The sequence below is a fragment of the Pseudomonas sp. xss_4 genome (assembly GCF_043104125.1).
Taxonomy (GTDB): domain Bacteria; phylum Pseudomonadota; class Gammaproteobacteria; order Pseudomonadales; family Pseudomonadaceae; genus Aquipseudomonas; species Aquipseudomonas parafulva_B.
The window spans coordinates 75121-94874 of sequence record NZ_JBICKJ010000016.1 but is presented as its reverse complement, the minus strand read 5'-3'; the positions used below and the strand labels follow the sequence as shown (position 1 = coordinate 94874).

The 19754-nt window shown below is 60.9% G+C and carries 19 protein-coding genes and 1 tRNA gene; 14 read left to right on the top strand and 6 right to left on the bottom strand.

Features of this window, described 5'->3' with window-relative positions; all coding sequences use genetic code 11:
• Positions 1–284: 284 nt before the first annotated feature.
• The 7 genes from ACF8GB_RS02670 to rsd all read left to right on the top strand — a co-directional run bounded on the left by ACF8GB_RS02670 (position 285) and on the right by rsd (position 6702).
• Positions 285–1028 carry a LytR/AlgR family response regulator transcription factor gene (locus tag ACF8GB_RS02670; RefSeq protein ID WP_392526506.1) on the top strand — a complete coding sequence of 248 codons (744 nt, stop codon included), beginning with the start codon at positions 285–287 and terminating at the stop codon, positions 1026–1028.
• A gap of 159 nt (positions 1029–1187) precedes the next feature.
• Complete coding sequence (hemC, locus tag ACF8GB_RS02665) at positions 1188–2129, top strand: hydroxymethylbilane synthase (RefSeq protein WP_023535732.1); 942 nt, start codon at positions 1188–1190, stop codon at positions 2127–2129.
• Complete coding sequence (locus ACF8GB_RS02660; protein ID WP_058637038.1) at positions 2126–2908, top strand: uroporphyrinogen-III synthase; 783 nt, start codon at positions 2126–2128, stop codon at positions 2906–2908. Before hemC ends, ACF8GB_RS02660 begins: the two co-directional genes overlap by 4 nt.
• Before the next feature lie 31 nt (positions 2909–2939).
• Entirely contained in the window at positions 2940–4040 is a 1101-nt protein-coding gene (locus ACF8GB_RS02655) for a uroporphyrinogen-III C-methyltransferase (RefSeq protein ID WP_058637039.1), read from the top strand.
• Positions 4037–5275, top strand: a complete 1239-nt coding sequence (locus tag ACF8GB_RS02650) for a heme biosynthesis HemY N-terminal domain-containing protein (protein ID WP_058604684.1) — start codon at positions 4037–4039, stop codon at positions 5273–5275. Before ACF8GB_RS02655 ends, ACF8GB_RS02650 begins: the two co-directional genes overlap by 4 nt.
• 222 nt (positions 5276–5497) lie before the next feature.
• Positions 5498–6019 carry a disulfide bond formation protein B gene (locus ACF8GB_RS02645; RefSeq protein WP_197844572.1) on the top strand — a complete coding sequence of 174 codons (522 nt, stop codon included), beginning with the start codon at positions 5498–5500 and terminating at the stop codon, positions 6017–6019.
• Positions 6020–6231: 212 nt separating this feature from the next.
• Complete coding sequence (gene rsd / locus ACF8GB_RS02640) at positions 6232–6702, top strand: sigma D regulator (RefSeq protein WP_144966069.1); 471 nt, start codon at positions 6232–6234, stop codon at positions 6700–6702.
• A gap of 7 nt (positions 6703–6709) precedes the next feature.
• Here rsd and ACF8GB_RS02635 read toward each other — a convergent pair whose 3' ends face one another.
• Complete coding sequence (locus tag ACF8GB_RS02635) at positions 6710–7348, bottom strand: FKBP-type peptidyl-prolyl cis-trans isomerase (protein ID WP_392526505.1); 639 nt, start codon at positions 7346–7348, stop codon at positions 6710–6712.
• A 257-nt stretch (positions 7349–7605) separates the two neighbouring features.
• Here ACF8GB_RS02635 and ACF8GB_RS02630 point away from each other — a divergent pair, with 257 nt between their 5' ends.
• Positions 7606–8544 (top strand): AlgP family protein, encoded by a 939-nt coding sequence (locus ACF8GB_RS02630; RefSeq protein ID WP_392475188.1) that lies wholly within the window; start codon positions 7606–7608, stop codon positions 8542–8544.
• Here ACF8GB_RS02630 and ACF8GB_RS02625 read toward each other — a convergent pair.
• The gene (locus tag ACF8GB_RS02625) at positions 8520–9002 is read right to left on the bottom strand and encodes a TIGR02444 family protein (protein WP_392475187.1); all 483 of its coding nucleotides are present in this window, start codon (positions 9000–9002) and stop codon (positions 8520–8522) included. The two genes, ACF8GB_RS02630 and ACF8GB_RS02625, sit on opposite strands and share 25 nt — an antisense overlap.
• 50 nt (positions 9003–9052) lie before the next feature.
• Here ACF8GB_RS02625 and ACF8GB_RS02620 point away from each other — a divergent pair, with 50 nt between their 5' ends.
• The 3 genes from ACF8GB_RS02620 to ACF8GB_RS02610 all read left to right on the top strand — a co-directional run bounded on the left by ACF8GB_RS02620 (position 9053) and on the right by ACF8GB_RS02610 (position 12184).
• Positions 9053–10963: an ATP-binding cassette domain-containing protein gene (locus ACF8GB_RS02620; RefSeq protein ID WP_326383693.1), complete on the top strand. Its 1911-nt coding sequence runs from the start codon at positions 9053–9055 to the stop codon at positions 10961–10963.
• 130 nt (positions 10964–11093) lie between these two features.
• A complete protein-coding gene (locus tag ACF8GB_RS02615) occupies positions 11094–11726 on the top strand; it encodes a LysE family transporter (protein WP_058604691.1) in 633 nt (210 codons plus the stop codon).
• A gap of 215 nt (positions 11727–11941) precedes the next feature.
• Positions 11942–12184 carry a DUF2789 domain-containing protein gene (locus tag ACF8GB_RS02610; RefSeq protein ID WP_058637047.1) on the top strand — a complete coding sequence of 81 codons (243 nt, stop codon included), beginning with the start codon at positions 11942–11944 and terminating at the stop codon, positions 12182–12184.
• Between the two features lie 154 nt (positions 12185–12338).
• Here ACF8GB_RS02610 and ACF8GB_RS02605 read toward each other — a convergent pair whose 3' ends face one another.
• Positions 12339–12776, bottom strand: coding sequence for a CBS domain-containing protein (locus ACF8GB_RS02605; RefSeq protein ID WP_197844575.1), 438 nt, complete (start codon positions 12774–12776; stop codon positions 12339–12341).
• 132 nt (positions 12777–12908) lie between these two features.
• Entirely contained in the window at positions 12909–13364 is a 456-nt protein-coding gene (locus ACF8GB_RS02600) for a helix-turn-helix domain-containing protein (protein WP_197844576.1), read from the bottom strand.
• A 139-nt stretch (positions 13365–13503) separates the two neighbouring features.
• Here ACF8GB_RS02600 and ACF8GB_RS02595 point away from each other — a divergent pair, with 139 nt between their 5' ends.
• Together ACF8GB_RS02595 and ACF8GB_RS02590 are read left to right on the top strand one after the other, a co-directional pair.
• Positions 13504–14763 (top strand): MFS transporter, encoded by a 1260-nt coding sequence (locus ACF8GB_RS02595; RefSeq protein ID WP_197844577.1) that lies wholly within the window; start codon positions 13504–13506, stop codon positions 14761–14763.
• A 134-nt stretch (positions 14764–14897) separates the two neighbouring features.
• Positions 14898–15788, top strand: coding sequence for an EamA family transporter (locus ACF8GB_RS02590; RefSeq protein WP_197844578.1), 891 nt, complete (start codon positions 14898–14900; stop codon positions 15786–15788).
• A 69-nt stretch (positions 15789–15857) separates the two neighbouring features.
• On the opposite strand, the gene ACF8GB_RS02585 is transcribed toward ACF8GB_RS02590, so the two are convergent.
• Positions 15858–17588 carry a dipeptidase gene (locus ACF8GB_RS02585; protein WP_196135957.1) on the bottom strand — a complete coding sequence of 577 codons (1731 nt, stop codon included), beginning with the start codon at positions 17586–17588 and terminating at the stop codon, positions 15858–15860.
• 155 nt (positions 17589–17743) lie between these two features.
• Positions 17744–17820: transfer RNA gene (locus tag ACF8GB_RS02580), tRNA-Arg, on the bottom strand.
• 320 nt (positions 17821–18140) lie between these two features.
• Between ACF8GB_RS02580 and gabD the strand changes: the two genes are divergently transcribed.
• Positions 18141–19583, top strand: a complete 1443-nt coding sequence (gene gabD, locus ACF8GB_RS02575) for an NADP-dependent succinate-semialdehyde dehydrogenase (RefSeq protein ID WP_023535744.1) — start codon at positions 18141–18143, stop codon at positions 19581–19583.
• The last annotated feature ends 171 nt before the right edge of the window (positions 19584–19754 follow it).

Here is a 19754-nt window from a genome sequence, read left to right as displayed (position 1 = left end):
AAAAATTGCCGCGATGATAACAGGGTTAGGCCCAGTGCCGCAGGGCGCCTGCAGGGTGGGCGCGAGGAAAAGGCATAGCGCGGTGTAGGCAACGGAGATTTTACGGATTGAACGGCAGTGTTCCATGGACCGTCTACAGTTTCACAGAGGCGGGCAGCTAATCTGCCAGCCACAGTGAATCTTTGGCTATCGCACCGGTCTAGAGCGTGACACGCAGCGTCGCTTCAAACACAGCTGTCTACGCTTTTAACCGTGCGAGACTCACTCAGGAATCCAGCGCAATTATGAATGTCCTGATCGTTGATGACGAACCCCAAGGCCGCGAGCGCCTAAGCCGAATGTTCGGTGAACTCGAGGGTTATACCGTGCTGGAGCCAAGTGCCACCAATGGTGAAGAGGCCCTTGCGCTGATCGAAAGCCTGAAACCCGACATTGTCCTGTTGGATATCGGAATGCCTGGCCTCGATGGTCTGCAGGTCGCCGCCCGACTGTGCGAGCGAGAGGCGCCGCCTGCGCTCGTGTTCTGTACCGGTGATGACGAGTATGGAGAAGATGCCTTCAAGGAAACCCCCCTCAGCTACGTGACCAAGCCTGTTCACGTGCAGGCGCTTCGCGATGCACTGCGCAGGGCCGACCGGCCGAACCGCAGCCAGCTGGCCGCGCTCACGCGTCCAGGCCACGAGGGCAGTGGTCCCCGCAGCCACATCAGCGCTAGAACCCGCAAGGGCATCGAGCTGATCCCTATCGCTCAGATCATCTATTTCATTGCCGATCACAAGTACGTGACCCTGCGTCATGAAACGGGCGAAGTGTTGCTCGACGAGCCGCTCAAGGCGCTTGAGGATGAATTTGGCGACCGTTTTGTGCGTATCCACCGCAATGCACTGGTTGCGCGGGAGCGGATCGAACGCCTGCAACGTACACCGCTGGGGCATTTCCAACTGTACCTTCAAGGGCTCGACGGTGATGCCCTGACCGTGAGCCGGCGCCATGTAGCAGGCATGCGCAAGATGATGCAGACCCTCTGAACGCCTGAGCCAGTGACGCGCCAGCACTCATGACAGCCGCACGGGGGCGTCCCGCTGGGCCTGTCATTGGCAGCTTCGGCCATGCTGTTGATCCGTATCTGCTAGTGCCGCCGGTGATGCTGTTATCATCGGCAGCATTTCTCTGGTTCGGGGCGTTACATGTCCACTCGCGAAATCCGTATTGCCACCCGTAAAAGTGCCCTGGCCCTGTGGCAGGCCGAATACGTCAAGGCGCGCCTGGAACAGGCCCACCCTGGCCTGAAAGTCTCCCTGGTGCCCATGGTCAGTCGGGGTGACAAGCTGCTTGATGCACCCTTGGCCAAGATCGGCGGCAAAGGGCTGTTCGTCAAGGAACTGGAAACCGCTCTGCTCGAGCACGAAGCCGACATTGCCGTGCACTCGATGAAAGACGTCCCCATGGACTTTCCCGAGGGCCTTGGCCTGTATTGCATCTGCGAGCGTGAAGATCCGCGCGATGCCTTCGTGTCCAACCGGTTCGACAGCCTCCAGTCGTTGCCCGCCGGCAGCATCGTCGGAACCTCGAGCCTGCGTCGACAGACCCAACTGCTGGCCCGTCGTCCCGACTTGCAAATCCGCTTTCTGCGCGGCAACGTCAATACACGCCTGGCCAAGCTCGACGCGGGTGACTACGACGCCATCATCCTGGCGGCAGCGGGGCTCATCCGCCTGGGCTTCGAAGCGCGAATCACCGACAGCATCAGCGTCGACGATAGCCTTCCTGCCGGGGGGCAAGGCGCCGTCGGCATCGAGTGCCGCAGCGCCGACGCAGAGATCCACGCGCTCCTTGCGCCTTTGCATCATCTCGATACGGCCGATCGTGTGGTAGCCGAGCGCGCCTTGAACAAGCGCCTCAACGGCGGTTGCCAAGTGCCGATCGCCTGTTATGCCGTGCTCGAACAAGACCAGCTGTGGCTTCGCGGCCTGGTAGGGCATCCAGACGGCGGTACCCTGTTGGTCGCCCAGGCCAGGGCGCCTCGTCTGCAAGCCGAAGCACTCGGTATGCAGGTGGCCGAAGACCTGCTCAACCAGGGGGCTGAGGCCATTCTCAAGGAAGTCTACGGCGAGGCAGGGCATTCGTGAGCCCTTGGCGCCTGCTGTTGACCCGACCCGCCGAGGAGTGTGCAGCGCTTGCCCACACACTGGGCGAAGCCGGCATAGCCAGCAGCTGCATGCCTTTGCTTGCAATCGAACCTGTCATGCTGCAGCGGCCGCAGTTGGAATTGCTCAAGGAACTGTCCACTTACCAGGGGTTCATCGTGGTCAGTAAACCGGCCGCCAGGCTGCTGCTGGCGGCAGCGGAGCAGCGGCAGCTATCCCTACCGCCCCAGGGTTGGTTCACGGTAGGCGCGGCTACAGCTGCGGTGCTGCAGGATGCACAGCTTGATGTCAGCTTCCCCGCAGGCGGGGACGACAGTGAAGCCCTGCTCGAATTGCCTGCGCTGCAACAGGTACTGGCGAACCCAGCGCCGCGCATCTTGATCGTGCGGGGTGTCGGAGGTCGCGAACTGCTGGCAGAGCGTCTTGCTCAGCTAGGTGCTACCGTCGATTATCTGGAACTGTATCGCCGCAACCTGCCGCCCTACCCTGCAGGCTACCTGTTGCATCGCATCGAAGCGGAACGCCTTAATGGCCTGGTGGTCAGCAGTGGACAGGGTTTCGAACACTTGCAGCAACTGGCTGGTAGCCAATGGCCGCAGCTGGCACGCTTGCCGGTGTTCGTACCGAGCCCGCGGGTCGCCGAACAGGCCCGGGCCGCAGGTGCCCAACACGTTGTGGATTGCCGTGGCGCCAGCGCCACGGCCTTGCTGGCAGCCGTGCAGCGCAGCGCTGCACCTGCCGACCCAGGCGCCAAGCTCTAAGGCGGCGCGCCCCCATGCAAAGGATGGATACGTGAGCGAGACTGTCTTGTCCAACAAGGATCAAACATCGGCACAGGCGCCGACGGAGCCTGTCACCCCAGTGCCCGCCAAGCGCTCCGGCAATGGCTTGGCCGCGCTGGCCCTGTTGTTGGGCGCTGCCGGCATCGCTATCGGTGGTTGGGGCGCTTGGCAAGTGCACCAACTGCAAGGCAGCGAGTTCGATCAGGGCCAGCACCTGGAGGCGCTGAACCAGCGTGCCGAGGCACTTCAGCAGCGCGAACAGAAAATCAGCGCGCAGTTGGCAGGTCTGCCGGCAGCCAGCGAGCTTGAAGACCGCCGTCGCCTGGTGGCGCAGCTCCAAGGCGATCAACAGCGTCTGAGTCAGCGGCTTGAGACCGTACTTGGTGAAAGCCGCAAGGAATGGCGCCTGGCCGAAGCCGAACACCTGTTGCGCCTGGCGACCCTGAGGCTGTCGGCCTTGCAGGACATCACCAGCGCCAAGGCACTGGTCGAAGGCGCGGACGAGATTTTGCGCGAGCAAAGCGACCCTGGCGCCTTCGCCGCGCGCGAGCAACTGGCCCGCAGCCTCGCCACCCTCAACAATACCCAGCAACCTGACCGCACCGGCCTGTTCCTGAAATTGGCGGCCCAGCGTGAGCTCGTTCAGCAACTGAGCGCCCAGTCGCCCGAATTCGACAATGACGCCAATGCCATGGGTGCGCTGACCAGTGACGGCGATAGCGCCAGTCGCCTGGCCAAATGGTGGTCGGAAATATCCAAGTATTTCCAGATTGAATTCAATGCCGACGAGAATGTGAAACCGTTGCTCGCCGGTCAGCAGCTCAACCAGCTGCGCCTGGCGCTGAGCCTTACGCTGGAGCAGGCGCAATGGGCAGCGCTCAACGGTGATGCGAAGGTCTATGCACAGGCATTGGATGATGCACGCAGCGTGCTGCTGGCCAACTTCAACGCCGACAACCCGCAGAGCAAAGCCATGCTCGACAGCCTCAACGCACTGGCCAAGCAACCCGTTTCGGTCGTGACCCCTGATCTCAGTGAAAGCCTTGCCTCCGTTCAGGCCTATATCCAGCGCCGGCATCTGCCTGCCGAGGACAAGGGAGACAAGCCATGAAGCGTGTCTACCTGTTGGCGGTATTGGCCATTGTGGTGGCGGCGGCCCTCGGCGTGGCCGTTGCCAAGCACAGCGGCTACGTGATGATTTCCTATGGCAGCTTCCGTTACCAGTCCGGGCTTTGGGCCGCGCTGTTGGGGCTGCTGGCCGTCATCCTGGCGCTGCTGGTGTTGCGTTTTCTGGTCGGCCTGGTTCTGGCGTCCGGCGGGGCGGTCAACCCCTGGTCCCGGCGCAACCGCAGCCGGCGTAACCGCGTTGCCATCGAACAGGGCCAGCTGGACTTGGCAGAAGGGCGCTGGGCCAGCGCCCAGCGTCATCTGCACAGGGCCGCAGAGGCTGAACGTCAACCGCTGATGTATTACCTTGGCGCCGCCAAGGCCGCCAACGAGCAGGGCCGTGTCGAGGAAAGCGACGGTCTGCTGGAGCGTGCGCTGGAGCGGCAACCTCAGGCGGAGCTTGCCGTAGCCCTGACCCATGCCCAACTGCAAATGGACCGTGGCGACAACGACGGGGCGCTTCAGACGTTGCTGGCCATGCAGGAGCGCCATCCGCACAACACTCAGGTACTGCGTTTGTTGCAACGCTTGCAGCTCGAGCGCGGCGACTGGCCTGCGCTCATTCGCCTGATGCCGGACCTGCGCAAGAACAAGGTGCTGCCCGCTACCGAGCTTGCCACGCTCGAACGTCGTGCCTGGGGGCAAAACCTGAGCCTGGCACAGACCCGGGGCGAAGATGCGCAAACGGCTCGCCAAGCCTTGGAGCGTGCCTGGCAGCAATTGACCTCCGCCCAGCGTCAGGAGCCGCAACTGGTCCTGGCCTATGCCGAACAACTGCGCCAGCTCGGCGCCCAGGGCGAGGCCGAGCAGGTGTTGCGTACGGCGCTCAAGCGCAGCTACGAAAGCCATCTTGCCCGGCTGTACGGTCTGGTGCGCGGTGAAGATCCCGCGCGCCAGCTGCAGACCGCCGAAGCTTGGCTCAAGGACCATCCCCAGGATGCCAGTCTGCTGCTGACGCTGGGTCGACTCAGCTTGCAGAATCGGTTGTGGGGCAAGGCCCGTGACTACCTGGAAAGCAGCTTGCGCATGGAGCGCAACCCCGAAGCCTGCGCCGAGCTGGCGCGTCTACTCGCTGGCCTTGGCGAAACCGAACGCAGCAATCAGCTTTTCCAGGAAGGGCTTGGTTTGCTCGATGAGCGTTTGCTCGCGCTGCCTTTGCCGGAGACGGTTCGCGCTTGACCTGACCCTGGCCCGCGGGAAGCCGCGGGCTTCATGGGCAGGTAATCTTTCGGTTTGGGGTGGAGAAATCCTGACGTATTTTCTTAAGGTGCGTCTTACACGGCAGTTGGATATTTCCTAGGCAACGCTGGGAATTGTCTCGACTGTTGTGCCTTGAAACAAAGGATGTGTTTCCTCTACCGTTTCAAGTCACGACCACCGATACCGGGACCCCCACTGCCCATGCTGCCGGCCCGCCTGCGTACTTTCTTCTTCCCTGCCTGCCTGGTGGCGCTCACCGCCCTGGTCACTGCATTCAAGCTGCAGGACGCGCTTGGGCTTTTGCCGTGCCTACTGTGCCTGACGCAACGGGTGCTGCTGGCAGGGTATGTCCTGGTGTGTCTAAGCGCGGTGCTGCATGGGCCGACACCTGAAGGTCAACGCCGCTATGCCCAGCTAGCGCTTGGCTTTGCTCTGGGTGGCGCTGCAGTAGCCGCAAGGCATGTCTGGTTGCAGGGGGTTGTTGTCGATGATCTGGTGTGCCCCGTCGCCATCGACCACAACGCCGGGCAGTACTGGACCGAGCTTGCCCGGCAACTGTTTTCCGGGGCCCCTGATTGCAATGCCATGACCTGGAGCTTCATGGACTTGACGCTACCCGAATGGAGCCTGATGGCTTTTGTGCTCCTGGCTGCGTTGGCGCTTGGCCATCTACTTGCAAGTCGCCTGCAGGCCTTGGTCACCCATGACCTCGAACAACGCTGAACCGCCGTACGACCGGTGGTGTTCAGGCGGTTTATTAAACACTTGTACGAAGTTATTACCCTGCGTACCTTGAAGGGCAGCTTGCGTGGGAATAATCTCCGAGCACGCATACCGAAAATCCAAGGTTTGATGCTGTCCTGCTGATTCTGTCTCGTGCCATAGCAGCGCTACGCGAGGAGCAGCGGCATCAGCCCACAGGGGAAGAGATCGCCATGCTCGATAGTTGTCAGAATGCACAGGAACGCTGGGGCGGGGTCAACACGCTGATCGACCGTTGGCTGAGCGAGCGCGAGCAACTGGTTCATGCCTATCGTTCTTTGCGCGATGCCAAGCCTGCCTTTGCAGACAAGGACACCAACGGCGACTTCTGTGCGTTGCTGGTGGACTACGTCTCGGCGTGGCATTTCGAAATCTGTGAACAACTGGTCAGCGAGGCCAAGGCATTCGGAGACACCCGAGCCCTTGACCTTGCAGGCGAGATCAGCCCACGCATCGATGACATTACCCAGATTGCACTGGCGTTCAACGACCACTGCGTCAAGGCTCAATGCAGGGACACCGAGCGCTTTGCCGAGAAGCTCGGCAAGCTTGGCAGCTTGTTGCATGAGCGCTTCGAGCTTGAAGACTGTCTGATCGAAGTGCTGCACAACGCGCACAAGGAAGAAGGCCTGGCGCCCGTCTGAGGGTCATTCAGTCCTTGGTTTGCAGCAACTGGATTTCAAAAACCAGCGGCGTGTAGGGTGCGATCAAATCACCCGCGCCGTCGGCGCCATAGGCCAGTGCGGACGGAATCACCAGTCGCCATTTTGCCCCCACCCGCATCTGCGGCAGCGCCACCTGCCAGCCCTCGATAACCGAGTCGAGGCTGAACCACTGCGGTTCACGGCTTTGGTCGAACACGTCCCCGCTGGGCAACCGCCCCACGTAATTAACCAGTACTTTGGCGCCTGCCTTGGGCTGCGGGCCATTGCCTGCTTGTAGCTCGCTGTACAGCACGCCTTGCATCAACTCACGCACACCAGCACGCGCCCGCTCATTGGCCATGAAACGTACCTCTGCGGCTTCAGGCGCCTGGGGCACAGCGTCTTGCTGCTGCGGTTGGTGCTGTTCGAGCAGCGCCTGCATGCGGGCCTGGCTCAACTTCAAGGGCTGTTGCTGGTACGACTGGCGCAAGCCCTCAATGAGCGCATCGAGCTGTAGCCCTGGCATTTCGTGTCGCAGCCGTTCACCCAGGCTGGCGCCCAGGCTGTAGGCAAGGTCCTGATCATCGGTGTTGGCCACGGCCAACATCGGCAGTAGGCAAAAACCTAGAACAATGGATCGAAGCATGACCAATTCCTACGGCGGTGGGTGGCGAAGTATGCCAGTGTCCAGGGCGGTGCGGGCTCGCCCGGTGCCGGGCACATGATGCATTCAGCAACGGCAGTTAGCGTCGGCGATGAGTTGTTGATTGCAGTGTTTGCGATGCGCTATGTACTCAGACGTTGATATGCAACAGTGTATGGATATTGCGGTCAAGATGCCCTAGCGGCCTGCGCAGCGGAAGCATAGTATGAGTCGCACTCTCATCAGTCAGGAGGTAAGTCATGTCGGCCAAGAAAAAGCCAGTCAGCACGCCGTTACACCTGCTTCAGCAACTTTCGGGTAGCTTGCTTGAACATTTGGAAGAGGCCTGCTCGCAAGCGCTGGCTGATGCAGAGAAGCTGTTGGCCAAGTTGGAAAAGCAGCGCGGCAAGGCCCAGGAAAAACTGCATAACGGTCGCTTGAAGTTGCAGGACGCAGCAACGGCGGGCAAAGCCAAGTCGCAAAACAAGGCCAAGAAGGCAGTTGCCGAGCTCGAAGCGCTGCTCGACTCGCTCAAGGACCGTCAGACCCAGACTCGCGGCTACATCCAGCAGCTAAAGCGCGATGCTCAGGACAGCCTGAAACTGGCCCAGGGCGTTGGCAAGGTGCGTGAAGCTGCCACCAAGGCCCTCGACCAACGTGCAGCCCAGGCTGCCGCCCCAGCCGCTACCAAGCCTGCTGCCAAGACCACAGCCGCCAAATCGTCCACCCAAGCTACCGGCAAGGCCAAACCAGCCGCGCGAACCGCAGCGACCAAGCCTGCGGCCAAGGCCGCCGACGCTAAATCCGTGGCAGCCAAACCCGCTGCAAGATCGGCCTCGAAGCCTACCGCGGCCAAGGCTGCCGCGAAGCCGGCCGCGGCCAAGTCCCCTGCCAAAGCAACGGCGGCCAAGTCTTCCGCGACCGAACCTAATGCAGCCCGTCCCCAGGCGGCTAAGGCTGCATCCAAGTCTGCATCAGGCGCTGCGGGCGCAAAAGCCACAAGCAAGCCCGCACCTGCCAAACCCTCCACCCGTGGCACCGCTACCAGAACGGCGACTCGCACTGCCAGCAGCCGCTCCGCGAGTGCCAAGCCGGCAACAGCTGCGCAAGAAAAAGCCCCATCGTCCGGCAACTCGGTGAGCCCTGCCACACCAGTATCCGATGCAAGTGCTGCTCAGTCGTCGTCCACCGACGCCTGATGCGCCAGTGCCGCCGCGCGCAATTGTTCAAGCGCGCGGTGATCTTGCAGCTGGCTCGGCACAAGCCCAGCCAGCCAGTCGCCCGTTTGTCCAGGTCTGCCAGCGGGCCACTGTGATGCACAGGCTTGCAAGCGCTCCAACAGCGCTCTTTCGGCCGAAAGCTCCAGCTTTTTGAGTTGCTCTCGAAGTTCAGCCAACGGTTGATCCTCTTTGGCTGATTCTCGCCATTGTTCGCGCAGGCTTCGCAAGGGCGATACCACATCCCGTTGCCAGGGCCCTGCACAGCCCTGCAATGCCTCGATGCGCAGTTGCTGCACCTCGATTGACCTGGCCTGCAGCCAGGTGGCGCACAATAGCAGGCATACATCGCTCCCTTGCCGTTGCAGGTCGAGGCAAGCCGCTTCCACACCGGGCCTGGCGTACAGGCTCAGGGCGTGATCCCACAAGTCGCTTTGCATGGTTCCACTCGCGCTATGGGCCGAGGAAGCTGGTAGACTCCGCGACCATCATGATCAGACTATCCAACCTCACTTTACAGCGTGGTCCTCAGCGCTTGCTAGATGGCGCCGAGATGACCCTGCACACCGGTCACAAGGCCGGCCTCATCGGTGCCAACGGTGCCGGCAAATCCAGCTTGTTCGCCTTGCTGCGCGGTGAGTTGTCGCCCGATGGCGGTGATTGCCACCTGCCGGCAGACTGGCGGATCGCACACATGCGCCAGGAGGTCGATACCCTTGACCGGGTGGCCGTGGACTATGTGCTCGACGGCGATGTGCGATTGCGCAGGGTGCAGGCTGCGTTGGCAGAGGCCGAACAGGCCCATGACGGTACGGCACTGGCCCGGCTGCACAGTGAGTTGGACAGTGCTGACGGTTATACCGCCGATGCGCGAGCGCGCAAGCTGCTGGCGGGGCTGGGCTTTACCAACGAGCAGATGGACCGCCGCGTCGGCGACTTCTCCGGTGGATGGCGGATGCGCCTGAACTTGGCCCAGGCATTGATGTGCCCCTCCGACCTGTTATTGCTCGACGAACCGACCAACCACTTGGACCTGGACGCCATCCTCTGGCTGGAAGACTGGCTCAAGGGCTACCCGGGCACGCTGTTGTTGATCTCCCACGACAGGGATTTCCTCGATGCCGTGGTCGATCACGTGCTGCATGTCGAACAACGTAAGCTGAACCTGTACAAGGGCGGCTACAGTGCCTTCGAGCGCACCCGTGCCGAACGCCTGGCCCAACAGCAGCAGGCCTACGAGAAGCAGCAGGCGCAGCGCGCGCACATGGAAAAATACATTGCGCGCTTCAAGGCCCAGGCCACCAAGGCGCGTCAGGCACAGAGCCGCATAAAGGCCCTGGAGCGCATGGAGGAGCTGTCAGCTGCTCACGTGGATTCGCCGTTCGATTTCGTGTTCCGCGAGTCGCAGAAAATCTCCAGCCCCCTGTTGAGCTTGTCCGAAGGGCGACTGGGTTACGGCGACAAGGCCATCCTCGAGAAGGTGAAGCTGCAGTTGGTGCCAGGTGCACGCATTGGCCTGCTAGGCCCCAACGGCGCAGGCAAGTCCACCTTGATCAAGAACCTTGCCGGTGAGCTTGAGCCGCTGTCCGGGCGCCTGGTGCGAGGTGAAAACCTCGCCGTCGGCTATTTTGCCCAGCATCAGCTCGACTCGTTGGACGACAAGGCCAGCCCCTTGCTGCACCTGCAGCGCATTGCCCCAACCGAGCGCGAGCAGACGCTGCGCGATTTCCTCGGTGGTTTCGATTTTCATGGCGATCGCGTAGACGAGCCGGTCGTGAATTTCTCAGGTGGCGAAAAGGCACGGCTTGCGCTGTCGCTCATCGCCTGGGAGCGGCCGAACCTGCTGCTGCTCGACGAACCCACCAACCACCTGGACCTGGAAATGCGCCTGGCCCTGACCATGGCCTTGCAGGAATTCGCAGGGGCAGTGGTAGTGGTGTCCCACGACCGGCACCTGCTCAAAAGCACCACTGATGACTTCTTGCTGGTCGCCGATGGCAAGGTCGAACCCTTCGACGGGGACCTCGATGACTATAGCCGCTGGCTCGTGGACTATCGTCAGCGCAACGCGCCGGTCAGTAGCGCAGTAACCAACCCCGACAAGACCGACAAGAAGGCCATGCGCCAGGCTGCGGCAGCATTGCGCCAACAATTGGCGCCGCACAAGAAGACCGCTGACAAGCTTGAAGCTGAACTCAACCAGGTGCATGCACAGTTGGCCGAGATCGAGGCTGCGTTGGGTGATGGTGGTCTCTACGAAGCTGCGCGCAAGGACGAGCTGCGTGAATTGCTGGCCCGGCAAACTGCGCTCAAGCAGCGTGAAGGTGACCTCGAAGACGCTTGGATGCAGGCATTGGAAACGCTTGAAGCCATGCAGGCCGAACTCGAAGCGCTCAGCTGACGCGCGCTCTGCGAGCTTTGCTACCTGCCCCTCGGAAGCAGAGCTGCAGAATCGTTCAAATTGCGCTGGTCATTTTTTCATCGGCACCTTAGCTTAATGTTTTGAAACATGTGCATGAGCGAGGTGTGGGATGTCGATGGAAGTGTGGTTGGGCTTTTTTGCCGCCTGCTGGGTAATCAGTCTGTCTCCCGGCGCGGGCGCTATCGCCTCGATGTCCAGCGGGCTGCAATACGGGTTCTGGCGCGGTTACTGGAATGCGCTGGGCTTGCAGATCGGCCTGGTGATGCAGATCGCAATCATTGCTGCAGGCGTCGGGGCCATCCTGGCTGCCTCGGCTACCGCCTTCCATGTGATCAAATGGTTCGGCGTCGCCTATCTGGTGTACTTGGCCTATAAGCAATGGCGCGCCCTGCCCATGGACATGAGCGATGAATCCGGTATACGACCCATCGGCAAACCGCTGAGCCTGGTGTTCCGGGGTTTTCTGGTGAACGTCAGCAACCCCAAGGCCCTGGTGTTCATGTTGGCGGTGCTGCCGCAGTTCATCAATCCCCATGCGCCTTTGCTGCCACAGTACATCGCCATCGCCGCGACCATGGTCGCCGTCGACATGCTGGTGATGGCGGGCTATACCGGGCTTGCAGCCCGCGTGCTGCGGGTGCTGCGCACACCCAGGCAGCAAAAGCGCCTCAACCGTACCTTTGCCGGGCTGTTCATCGGTGCGGCCACGTTCCTGGCCACCTTGCGCCGCGCGCCGCTGTGAATCCAGGGCAGGGGTGGCTGCGCCTTTTGGTTCACAGCCATCTGCTCAGGGCATTAGTGGGATTTATCGAGTCTTCTGCTTTGGCGCGCTGTCTATTTCCCAGGCACGATGATTGCGGTCATCCTGCCTGGGGCGCTGATGCCCACCCTTGAGCGCAAGCTCTCAAACAGGACTGGCGCTTACACCGAAGCGCATGCCGGCACTGCGGAGGAATCATGGACAAACCGACTCACCACTTTTCCGAATTGTTCAAGCAGCTTGGACTGGACGACGATCCGGTCGAGATCGAGCGCTTCATCACCACCCATTCGCCCCTCGACGATGATGTGAAGTTGGTCGATGCACCGTTCTGGAGTGAAGGCCAGCGTGCTTTTCTCAAGGAAAGCTACACTGCCGATGCCGACTGGATTCCCATGATCGACCAGTTGAACGAAGCACTTCATCCGGCCAAGAAATAAGTTACCCGCAGCGAAAGAAAGTAAGTGGCCGTGAGTCGCCCTAGTCAATGCGCCGTTACCGCCATTCAAGCGGCATAGGGTGTGGACCGTTCTGGACTCGGCTGACGGCCAGCCTTACCTGTGGCGCTTGCGGCCAAACGCGTTTCCAAGCGTTTCACTCACCGCGGATGTACTGCTCGAGCTGCAAGATCAGCCCTGCCTGCTCCGCAATGGTCTCCTTGACCAGGTCGCCAATCGACAACAGCCCCAACAGCTCACCGTTGCTCACCACCGGTAGATGGCGCAAATGCCGGTTGGTCATCAGGTTCATGCAGTACTCAAGGTTGTGCTTCGGCTCCACGGTGACCACCGGTGCGCTCATGATATCGCGCACCGGCGTGGCGGCCGACGAGCGTCCCTTGAGCACCAGCTTGCGCGCATAATCGCGTTCACTGACGATACCTACCACCTCGTTGCCTTCAACGACAGGCAATGCGCCGATGTTCATCTCGGCCAACAGTCTGAGGGCGTCGAGCACTGAGTCGTCCGGGCCGATGGTATACACGGTGTGGTGTTCGGACTTGCTCTTGAGGATTTGTTCGACGTTTTTCATGGCGGCCTCTGCGGGTGGAGGGGAACACTGGCGATGGTCATGCAAGCATCGACCACCCGGCGCCGTCCGGCAATGCAGGAAACGGCATCGAGGTGATTGAAAAACGTCATGAGCATGCAGAGGGCGTTTGCCTCAACCCTCTCGGGTGATCAGTCGTCGGTGACAGTCCTCGGGGCTCAACTGCCGGCCTGCACGGGATCGAACGATGATCGTCTCGATGGGCTCGTCCGTCACGTTATCCAGCATGATCGAATGGCACTCGCCTGGACCGTACAGGAAACGCTCTCCCCACTGGCGCATGCTGATGACAATGGGGAAGGCGGCCCGCCCCATCTCGGTCAGCACATACTCCTTGTAAGCGCTTCCATCCGAAGCAGGCCGGACCTCGAACACGCCCAATTCGACCATTGCCTTGAGCTTTACGGTGAGGATGTTCTTGGCGACACCAAGTCGCTTCTGAAAATCACTGAACCGCCGTACGTCGTCGAACGCTTCGCGGATGATCATCAATACCCATCGGTCCCCAATCGCTTCAAGGGTGCGCGCTACTGGGCATTCACTGCGCGCTAGCTGTTCCTGTTTGGCCATGTTTGTCCGTGAGCAGATGATGAAAAGCGCTAACCATATGGGAAAACGCTCGTGGTCAGTTGTTGCATTTTAAAACCTGTTTTGTTAAAAGTCGCTACAAGTGGTTTCTTTTCAAAACCAGGTACAGGGACGGAAGTGCATGCCGTACAGGCCAGACAGCCCGGACAAGCGCGCGGCGACAGCCGAAGCGTCTAGCAACGGTTACGGCACGGCGCGCTGCGACATACCGCGTAAGACCACACTCAGTCCTTCCCAAACCTTCCTCTTTGCCATCACCTGCGCAATGGCCGTGGCAAATGTCTACTTCGCCCAACCGCTGCTCGAGTCCATGGCCAGCAGCCTGGCGGTGCCTGCCAGCACCATCGGCATCGTCGTCACGGCCACCCAGGCAGGTTATGCGGTCGGTTTGCTGTTCATCGTGCCGCTGGGCGACTTGGTCAGCCAGAAAAAACTTATTCTCTGCCAAATGCTCCTTAGCGCCTTGGCCCTCTGTGCCGTAGGGCTGGCGCAGGCCTGGGCCGTGGTGCTGGGTGCCATGGTTTTGGTGGGATTGATGGCCGTGCTGGTGCAAGTGGTGGTGGCCTACGCTGCGGCACTGGCAAGCCCCGAGCAACGTGGCCAGGCTGTGGGGACTATGACCAGCGGCGTGGTCCTGGGGATCCTGCTTGCACGTTTCGTGTCTGGCGCGATGGCCGATCTGGCCGGGTGGCGCAGCGTGTATTTCGTGTCGGCAGCGCTGATGGCAGGGATGGCCTTGGTGTTGTGGCGCATGCTGCCCGCGCCTCCACGGGCTTCGGTCAGCGGCGGCTACTTTGCCTTGCTCCGTTCGGTGCTGCAGCTGTTTCTCAGCGAACGTACCCTGCGCGTGCGCGGGGTGTTCGCGTTGCTCATCTTCGCAGCCTTCAGCGTGCTCTGGACCTCCATGGTCCTGCCGCTCAGTGAGCCAGACCTTGCGCTTTCGCATACCCAAATCGGGCTATTTGGCCTTGCCGGCGTAGCAGGGGCCCTCGCCGCGGCGAGGGCCGGACGACTGGCAGACCGTGGCCTGGGCAATCGCACCACAGGCATTGCGCTGGTCTTGTTGACCCTGTCCTGGCTCCCGACGGCGTTCGTCCACAGCTCGCTGCTGGCAATGGTGCTGGGCGTGGTGATGCTCGACTTTGCGGTACAGGCCGTGCACGTCACCAACCAAAGCCTGATCTTCGCCGCACGACCAGACGCACAAAGCAGGCTCGTTGGCGCGTACATGTGCTTCTACTCGTTGGGCAGCGGGCTTGGCGCCATCGCGGCGACCTATACCTACGCCCAGGCGGGTTGGGTAGCCGTTTGCCTAGTGGGCGCATCAATCAGTGCCGCCGCCTTGATCTACTGGCTGTGGTTGATGTTCGAAACGCGCTGACGCAGGAGGGGGGCGGTCTAGTGGCGTCGAAACGTTGGTCTACGGCCGGTTTGGATATGCACTACCAGCTGGCGAAGGCGTACGAATGTGAAAGGTGCCACATTTCCAAGGCCCATACCTAAGGTGACCCGATAATGAAACCCTTGCATGGAGTGCTGGCTGTACTGGTGACATTGATATGGGGTATCAATTTCTCGGTGATCAAGCTGGGCTTGGCAGCGATCGATCCGCTCATTCTTGCCGGCTTGCGTTTCGGGCTGTGCGCGTTGCCCGCTATCTTCTTTGTCCGTAAACCCGACGTACCTCGGCGCTTCATCATCTTGTATGGCTTGGTTTTCGGGGTCGGGCTTTGGGGTATGGTGAACCTCGGCATTCAAGCCGGGTTGTCAGCGGGTGTCGCTTCGCTGGTATTACAGTTCAGCGCTTTTTTTACGCTGCTGCTAGGTGGAGTGGTTTTCAAGGAGGCACTGACCCGTTTTCAAGTGCTCGGTATGCTGATCGCCAGCACAGGCCTGCTGTGCATCATAAAGTTCAGCGGTGGATCGGTGACCTGGCCTGGTCTGGCGTTCGTGCTGGCCGGTGCTGCCTGCTGGAGTATCGCCAATACCATCGTCAAGAAGGCCCAAACCAACGACGTGTTCGGATTTCTGGTGTGGTCCAGCGCGGTCGCGCCGGTTCCTTTGTTCATACTGGATTATGCAGTGCATGGCGGCGCAGGCTATGGTGCGCTGTTGCGCCAGATGAACAGCACTGCTGTCTTTTCGCTTTTGTTTCAGGTCTATCCCAATACATTGTTCGCGTACTGGATCTGGAACTCTTTGCTCAGGACTTATCCCCTGTCTACGATTGCACCGCTGTCGCTGCTGGTGCCGATCTTCGGCCTGGTTGGGTCGGTTCTGGTGTTCGGTGAACGCTTGACGGCAGGCATAGCATTGGCTGCAACGTTGATCATGCTCGGTCTGGTTGTAGGGCTTTATGGTCGCCGGCTCGTCACCGCCTTGTTCGCACGCGTTCGCGCTGCATGACGATCCCAACGCGAAGGTCGGGTCGTCATGCACAAGCGGGCGGAGCCCAGGCTCAAGAAGGCAGATGCTTCAGAGCTTCGGCATCTGCCCAATCCGCGCCACCATTTCGCTAACCACCTGCAGGTCCAGCATGAACTGGTCCACGGTCTTGAACTCGTTGTCGTTATGCCCGGTGTACTTCACGCCGGGCATTGCCAGACCAAACTGCACGCCGTTGGGCAGGTCATGAACCGAGGTGGCCCCGGCGGACGTACCGAAGGTGTGCTCCATGCCCAGGTTTTCGCTGGCCACGGCCAGCAGTGCCTTGACCCACTCGCCTTCTGGGTTGCGGTACATCGGCTCATCCAGGCTGTAGTCGTAGGCGGGCGTGATATGGCTCTGCTGCGACCATTTGCCGAGCTTGTCGGCGATTTCATCCTTGATCGTTGCGACCGCCTTGCCCTTGGGAATGCGCAGGTTGATCGCCAGCTTCAAGCCTTTGTCATCCACACCGACGAAGGTTGGCGAGGCGGTAAGCGGCCCCATGAACGCATCGTCATAGGCGATGCCCAGCTTCTTGCCCAGGTAGTCCAGGCCCCAGTTGTCCGCCGCATAGCGGGCAGCATCGGTGAACTGGTTCTGCTTCAATGGCACCGTTTTGCCCACGCCATTGATGAAGTCCAGCATGCGCGCGACAGGGTTCACGCCCGATTCGGGTTCTGAGGAATGAGCTGACACACCGGTCACGGTGAGCACCACCTGCTTGCCATCGGGTTTGGCAGCGATGCTGAAGTCGCCACCGTTTTGCTTCACGTACTCGGCACCGGCCGTGTTCAGTCGCTGCGCCAGTGCGCTGGAGTCGTCGGTGAGCAAGGTCGCTACCGAGGTGGACGGGATCTGATTGGTAGCAAGCCCACCGGTGAGGTTGACGATTTCGGCCCCCTGGCCGCTGGCCGCACGCTTGGCAAAATTCGCCATTACGGTGCCGTAGCCTTTTTCCGCGATGACCACCGGGTAGCCGCCATCCAGGGCGAGGTTGTAGTCAGGCGTGGGGTTGCGCTCGAAGTAGTACGGGATGGCATCGCCGCTGGTTTCCTCGGTGGTGTCGATCAGCAGTTTGAATTGCCGCGCCAGGGGCAGGTTTTCATCCTTGGCGACCTTCAGGGCATACAGCGCTACGACGATGCCATTCTTGTCGTCCTCGGTACCACGGCCGTACATGCGATCACCGACCAGGGTCACCTTGAACGGGTCCAGGCGCGTGCCGTCGGCAAGCTTCCAGTTTTCCGGTGTGACAGGAACCACGTCGGCATGGGCATGGATACCGACCACTTCCTTGCCGCTTCCCAGGGAGATTTCGTAGACACGGTTGTCGACGTTGCGAAAAGCCAGGCCAAAGCCATCGGCCAGTGCCTTGATCTTGTCGGCGATCTTCAGGAACTCAGGGTTTTCATGCTGAGGTGTGCCCTCGACGGTGACCGTGGGAATGGCCACCAATTCGCGCAGCGTCTGGGTGGCGGCCTTGCCGTACTTGATGCGGGTGTAGAGCCCGAGCAGGCGATTGATCTCGTTCTGCTGCTCGGCGTCCAACGGCTTGCCGGCCAGGTAGGTGTCCAGGGTGGCGCCCAGGCCATCGGCCTGGTTCAGGTCGCTGCCTTTGAGCTTGCCGAGAAACTGCTTGAAGTCATGCGGATCGCTGCCGTCGAACGCCTTGACGATCGCCGCAGACTGCTGCTGGGTGAGGTTGGCCTGGGCAGGCAATGTGAACAAGCCGATGCTGGCCGCCAGCAGGGAAACAGAGGTGAGCTTTTTCAGGTGCATGAGTGTACGCATTCCTTCGCCAGTCATTGATGAGGCCCCGTCGTGCGGGAAGGCCCTCACGCTAACACCAATGACCTGTGGTACGGCAGTACCAGGCGTGTGACAGGGCGCACAAACGAAAAAGCCCCAGGCGTTGGCCTGGGGCTTTTCATGTATGGCGCACTCGGCGGGATTCGAACCCACGACCCCTGCCTTCGGAGGGCAGTACTCTATCCAGCTGAGCTACGAGTGCAACGCGCACGCATGATACCTATCTCGTTCGTCGGCGTCCATCGCCTTGATCTGTAGCCCTTTTTACCTGTTGCCGTGTTTCGCCTCCATGGTGCTGCTGCCTAGGGCTACAATTTTCGATTCGTGCTCGCCCAGGCCCGGCGGGCTGCATTACGCCAGGCCAGCGGGCCGATTTCAGATTAAGGTGTTCAACCGCTCGTTCTTTTTTTCGAACAGCCTATTGTCCAACACCCCAGCAGACGCTTAGCATTCGTTTGAGATTTCAAACGCTCGGAGCCCTGCGCTGGGCGCTTTCAACAATCAACAATTCGGGAAGCCGACATGCAGCTCAAAGACGCTCAGTTGTTCCGCCAGCAAGCCTTCATCAACGGTGAATGGCTGGATGCGGACAGCGGCCAGACTATCAATGTGACCAACCCTGCCACGGGCGAAGTCATTGGTACCGTGCCGAAGATGGGTACTGCGGAAACCCGCCGCGCCATCGAGGCAGCCGACAAGGCCCTGCCGGCCTGGCGTGCCCTGACTGCCAAGGAGCGCTCGACCAAGCTGCGTCGCTGGTTCGAACTGATGATCGAAAATCAGGACGACCTCGCTCGCCTGATGACCACCGAACAAGGCAAGCCGCTGGCTGAAGCCAAAGGCGAAATCGCCTATGCCGCTTCCTTCATCGAGTGGTTCGCCGAAGAAGCCAAGCGCGTCTATGGCGACACCATCCCGGGCCACCAGCCTGACAAGCGCCTGATCGTCATCAAGCAGCCGATTGGCGTCACTGCGGCCATCACCCCGTGGAACTTCCCGGCTGCCATGATCACCCGTAAAGCCGGCCCGGCCTTGGCCGCTGGCTGCACCATGGTGCTCAAGCCTGCCTCGCAGACGCCGTACTCCGCGCTGGCCCTGGTCGAACTGGCCAACCGTGCCGGTATTCCGGCGGGCGTGCTGAGCGTGGTCACCGGCAGTGCTGGCGAAGTCGGCGGCGAGCTGACCGGCAACGCCTTGGTGCGCAAACTCTCCTTCACTGGCTCCACCGAAATCGGTCGCCAGCTGATGCAGGAATGCGCCAAGGACATTAAGAAAGTATCCCTGGAGCTGGGTGGCAACGCCCCGTTCATCGTGTTCGACGACGCCGATCTGGATAAGGCAGTCGAAGGCGCGATCATCTCCAAGTACCGCAACAACGGCCAGACATGCGTCTGTGCCAACCGTATCTACGTGCAGGACGGCGTCTATGACGCGTTCGCGCAGAAGCTGGCCGCCGCTGTCGCCAAGCTCAAGATCGGTAACGGCCTGGAAGACGGCACCACCACTGGCCCGCTAATCGACGGCAAGGCCGTGGCCAAGGTGCAGGAGCACATCGAAGACGCAGTGAGCAAAGGCGCCAAGGTCCTGTCCGGCGGCAAGCTGATCGAAGGTAACTTCTTCGAGCCGACCATTCTGGTCGACGTGCCCAAGACCGCTGCCGTTGCCAAGGAAGAAACCTTCGGCCCGCTGGCGCCGCTGTTCCGCTTCAAAGACGAAGCCGAAGTCATCGCCATGTCTAACGACACCGAGTTTGGCCTGGCCTCCTACTTCTACGCCCGCGACATGAGCCGTGTGTTCCGTGTCGCCGAAGCGCTGGAATACGGCATGGTAGGCATCAACACCGGCCTGATTTCCAACGAAGTGGCGCCATTCGGCGGTATCAAGGCTTCTGGCCTGGGCCGCGAAGGCTCCAAGTACGGTATCGAGGATTACCTCGAAATCAAATACCTGTGCATCAGCGTCTGATCGCACGGTAAAGGCTTTACCTCTGCCAGCGGGGCGCGAGAGCGACGTTCCGCTGGCCTTTTTTACATTGCAGCACCTGGTGGCCAGGGCGCTCGCGGCAGTCGATCAACGAATACTGACTGTGGGCAACCCCAGCTACCCCCGAATAAAAGCGCCATGTTCAACGGCGCA

Coding starts and splice junctions, on each gene's coding strand:
- ACF8GB_RS02670 (WP_392526506.1), top strand. CDS start 285: ATGAATGTCCTGATCGTTGATGACGAACCCCAAGGCCGCGAGCGCCTA.
- hemC (WP_023535732.1), top strand. CDS start 1,188: ATGTCCACTCGCGAAATCCGTATTGCCACCCGTAAAAGTGCCCTGGCC.
- ACF8GB_RS02650 (WP_058604684.1), top strand. CDS start 4,037: ATGAAGCGTGTCTACCTGTTGGCGGTATTGGCCATTGTGGTGGCGGCG.
- ACF8GB_RS02645 (WP_197844572.1), top strand. CDS start 5,498: ATGCTGCCGGCCCGCCTGCGTACTTTCTTCTTCCCTGCCTGCCTGGTG.
- rsd (WP_144966069.1), top strand. CDS start 6,232: ATGCTCGATAGTTGTCAGAATGCACAGGAACGCTGGGGCGGGGTCAAC.
- ACF8GB_RS02635 (WP_392526505.1), bottom strand. CDS start 7,348: ATGCTTCGATCCATTGTTCTAGGTTTTTGCCTACTGCCGATGTTGGCC.
- ACF8GB_RS02630 (WP_392475188.1), top strand. CDS start 7,606: ATGTCGGCCAAGAAAAAGCCAGTCAGCACGCCGTTACACCTGCTTCAG.
- ACF8GB_RS02625 (WP_392475187.1), bottom strand. CDS start 9,002: ATGCAAAGCGACTTGTGGGATCACGCCCTGAGCCTGTACGCCAGGCCC.
- ACF8GB_RS02620 (WP_326383693.1), top strand. CDS start 9,053: ATGATCAGACTATCCAACCTCACTTTACAGCGTGGTCCTCAGCGCTTG.
- ACF8GB_RS02615 (WP_058604691.1), top strand. CDS start 11,094: ATGTCGATGGAAGTGTGGTTGGGCTTTTTTGCCGCCTGCTGGGTAATC.
- ACF8GB_RS02610 (WP_058637047.1), top strand. CDS start 11,942: ATGGACAAACCGACTCACCACTTTTCCGAATTGTTCAAGCAGCTTGGA.
- ACF8GB_RS02605 (WP_197844575.1), bottom strand. CDS start 12,776: ATGAAAAACGTCGAACAAATCCTCAAGAGCAAGTCCGAACACCACACC.
- ACF8GB_RS02600 (WP_197844576.1), bottom strand. CDS start 13,364: ATGGCCAAACAGGAACAGCTAGCGCGCAGTGAATGCCCAGTAGCGCGC.
- ACF8GB_RS02595 (WP_197844577.1), top strand. CDS start 13,504: ATGCCGTACAGGCCAGACAGCCCGGACAAGCGCGCGGCGACAGCCGAA.
- ACF8GB_RS02590 (WP_197844578.1), top strand. CDS start 14,898: ATGAAACCCTTGCATGGAGTGCTGGCTGTACTGGTGACATTGATATGG.
- ACF8GB_RS02585 (WP_196135957.1), bottom strand. CDS start 17,588: ATGCACCTGAAAAAGCTCACCTCTGTTTCCCTGCTGGCGGCCAGCATC.
- gabD (WP_023535744.1), top strand. CDS start 18,141: ATGCAGCTCAAAGACGCTCAGTTGTTCCGCCAGCAAGCCTTCATCAAC.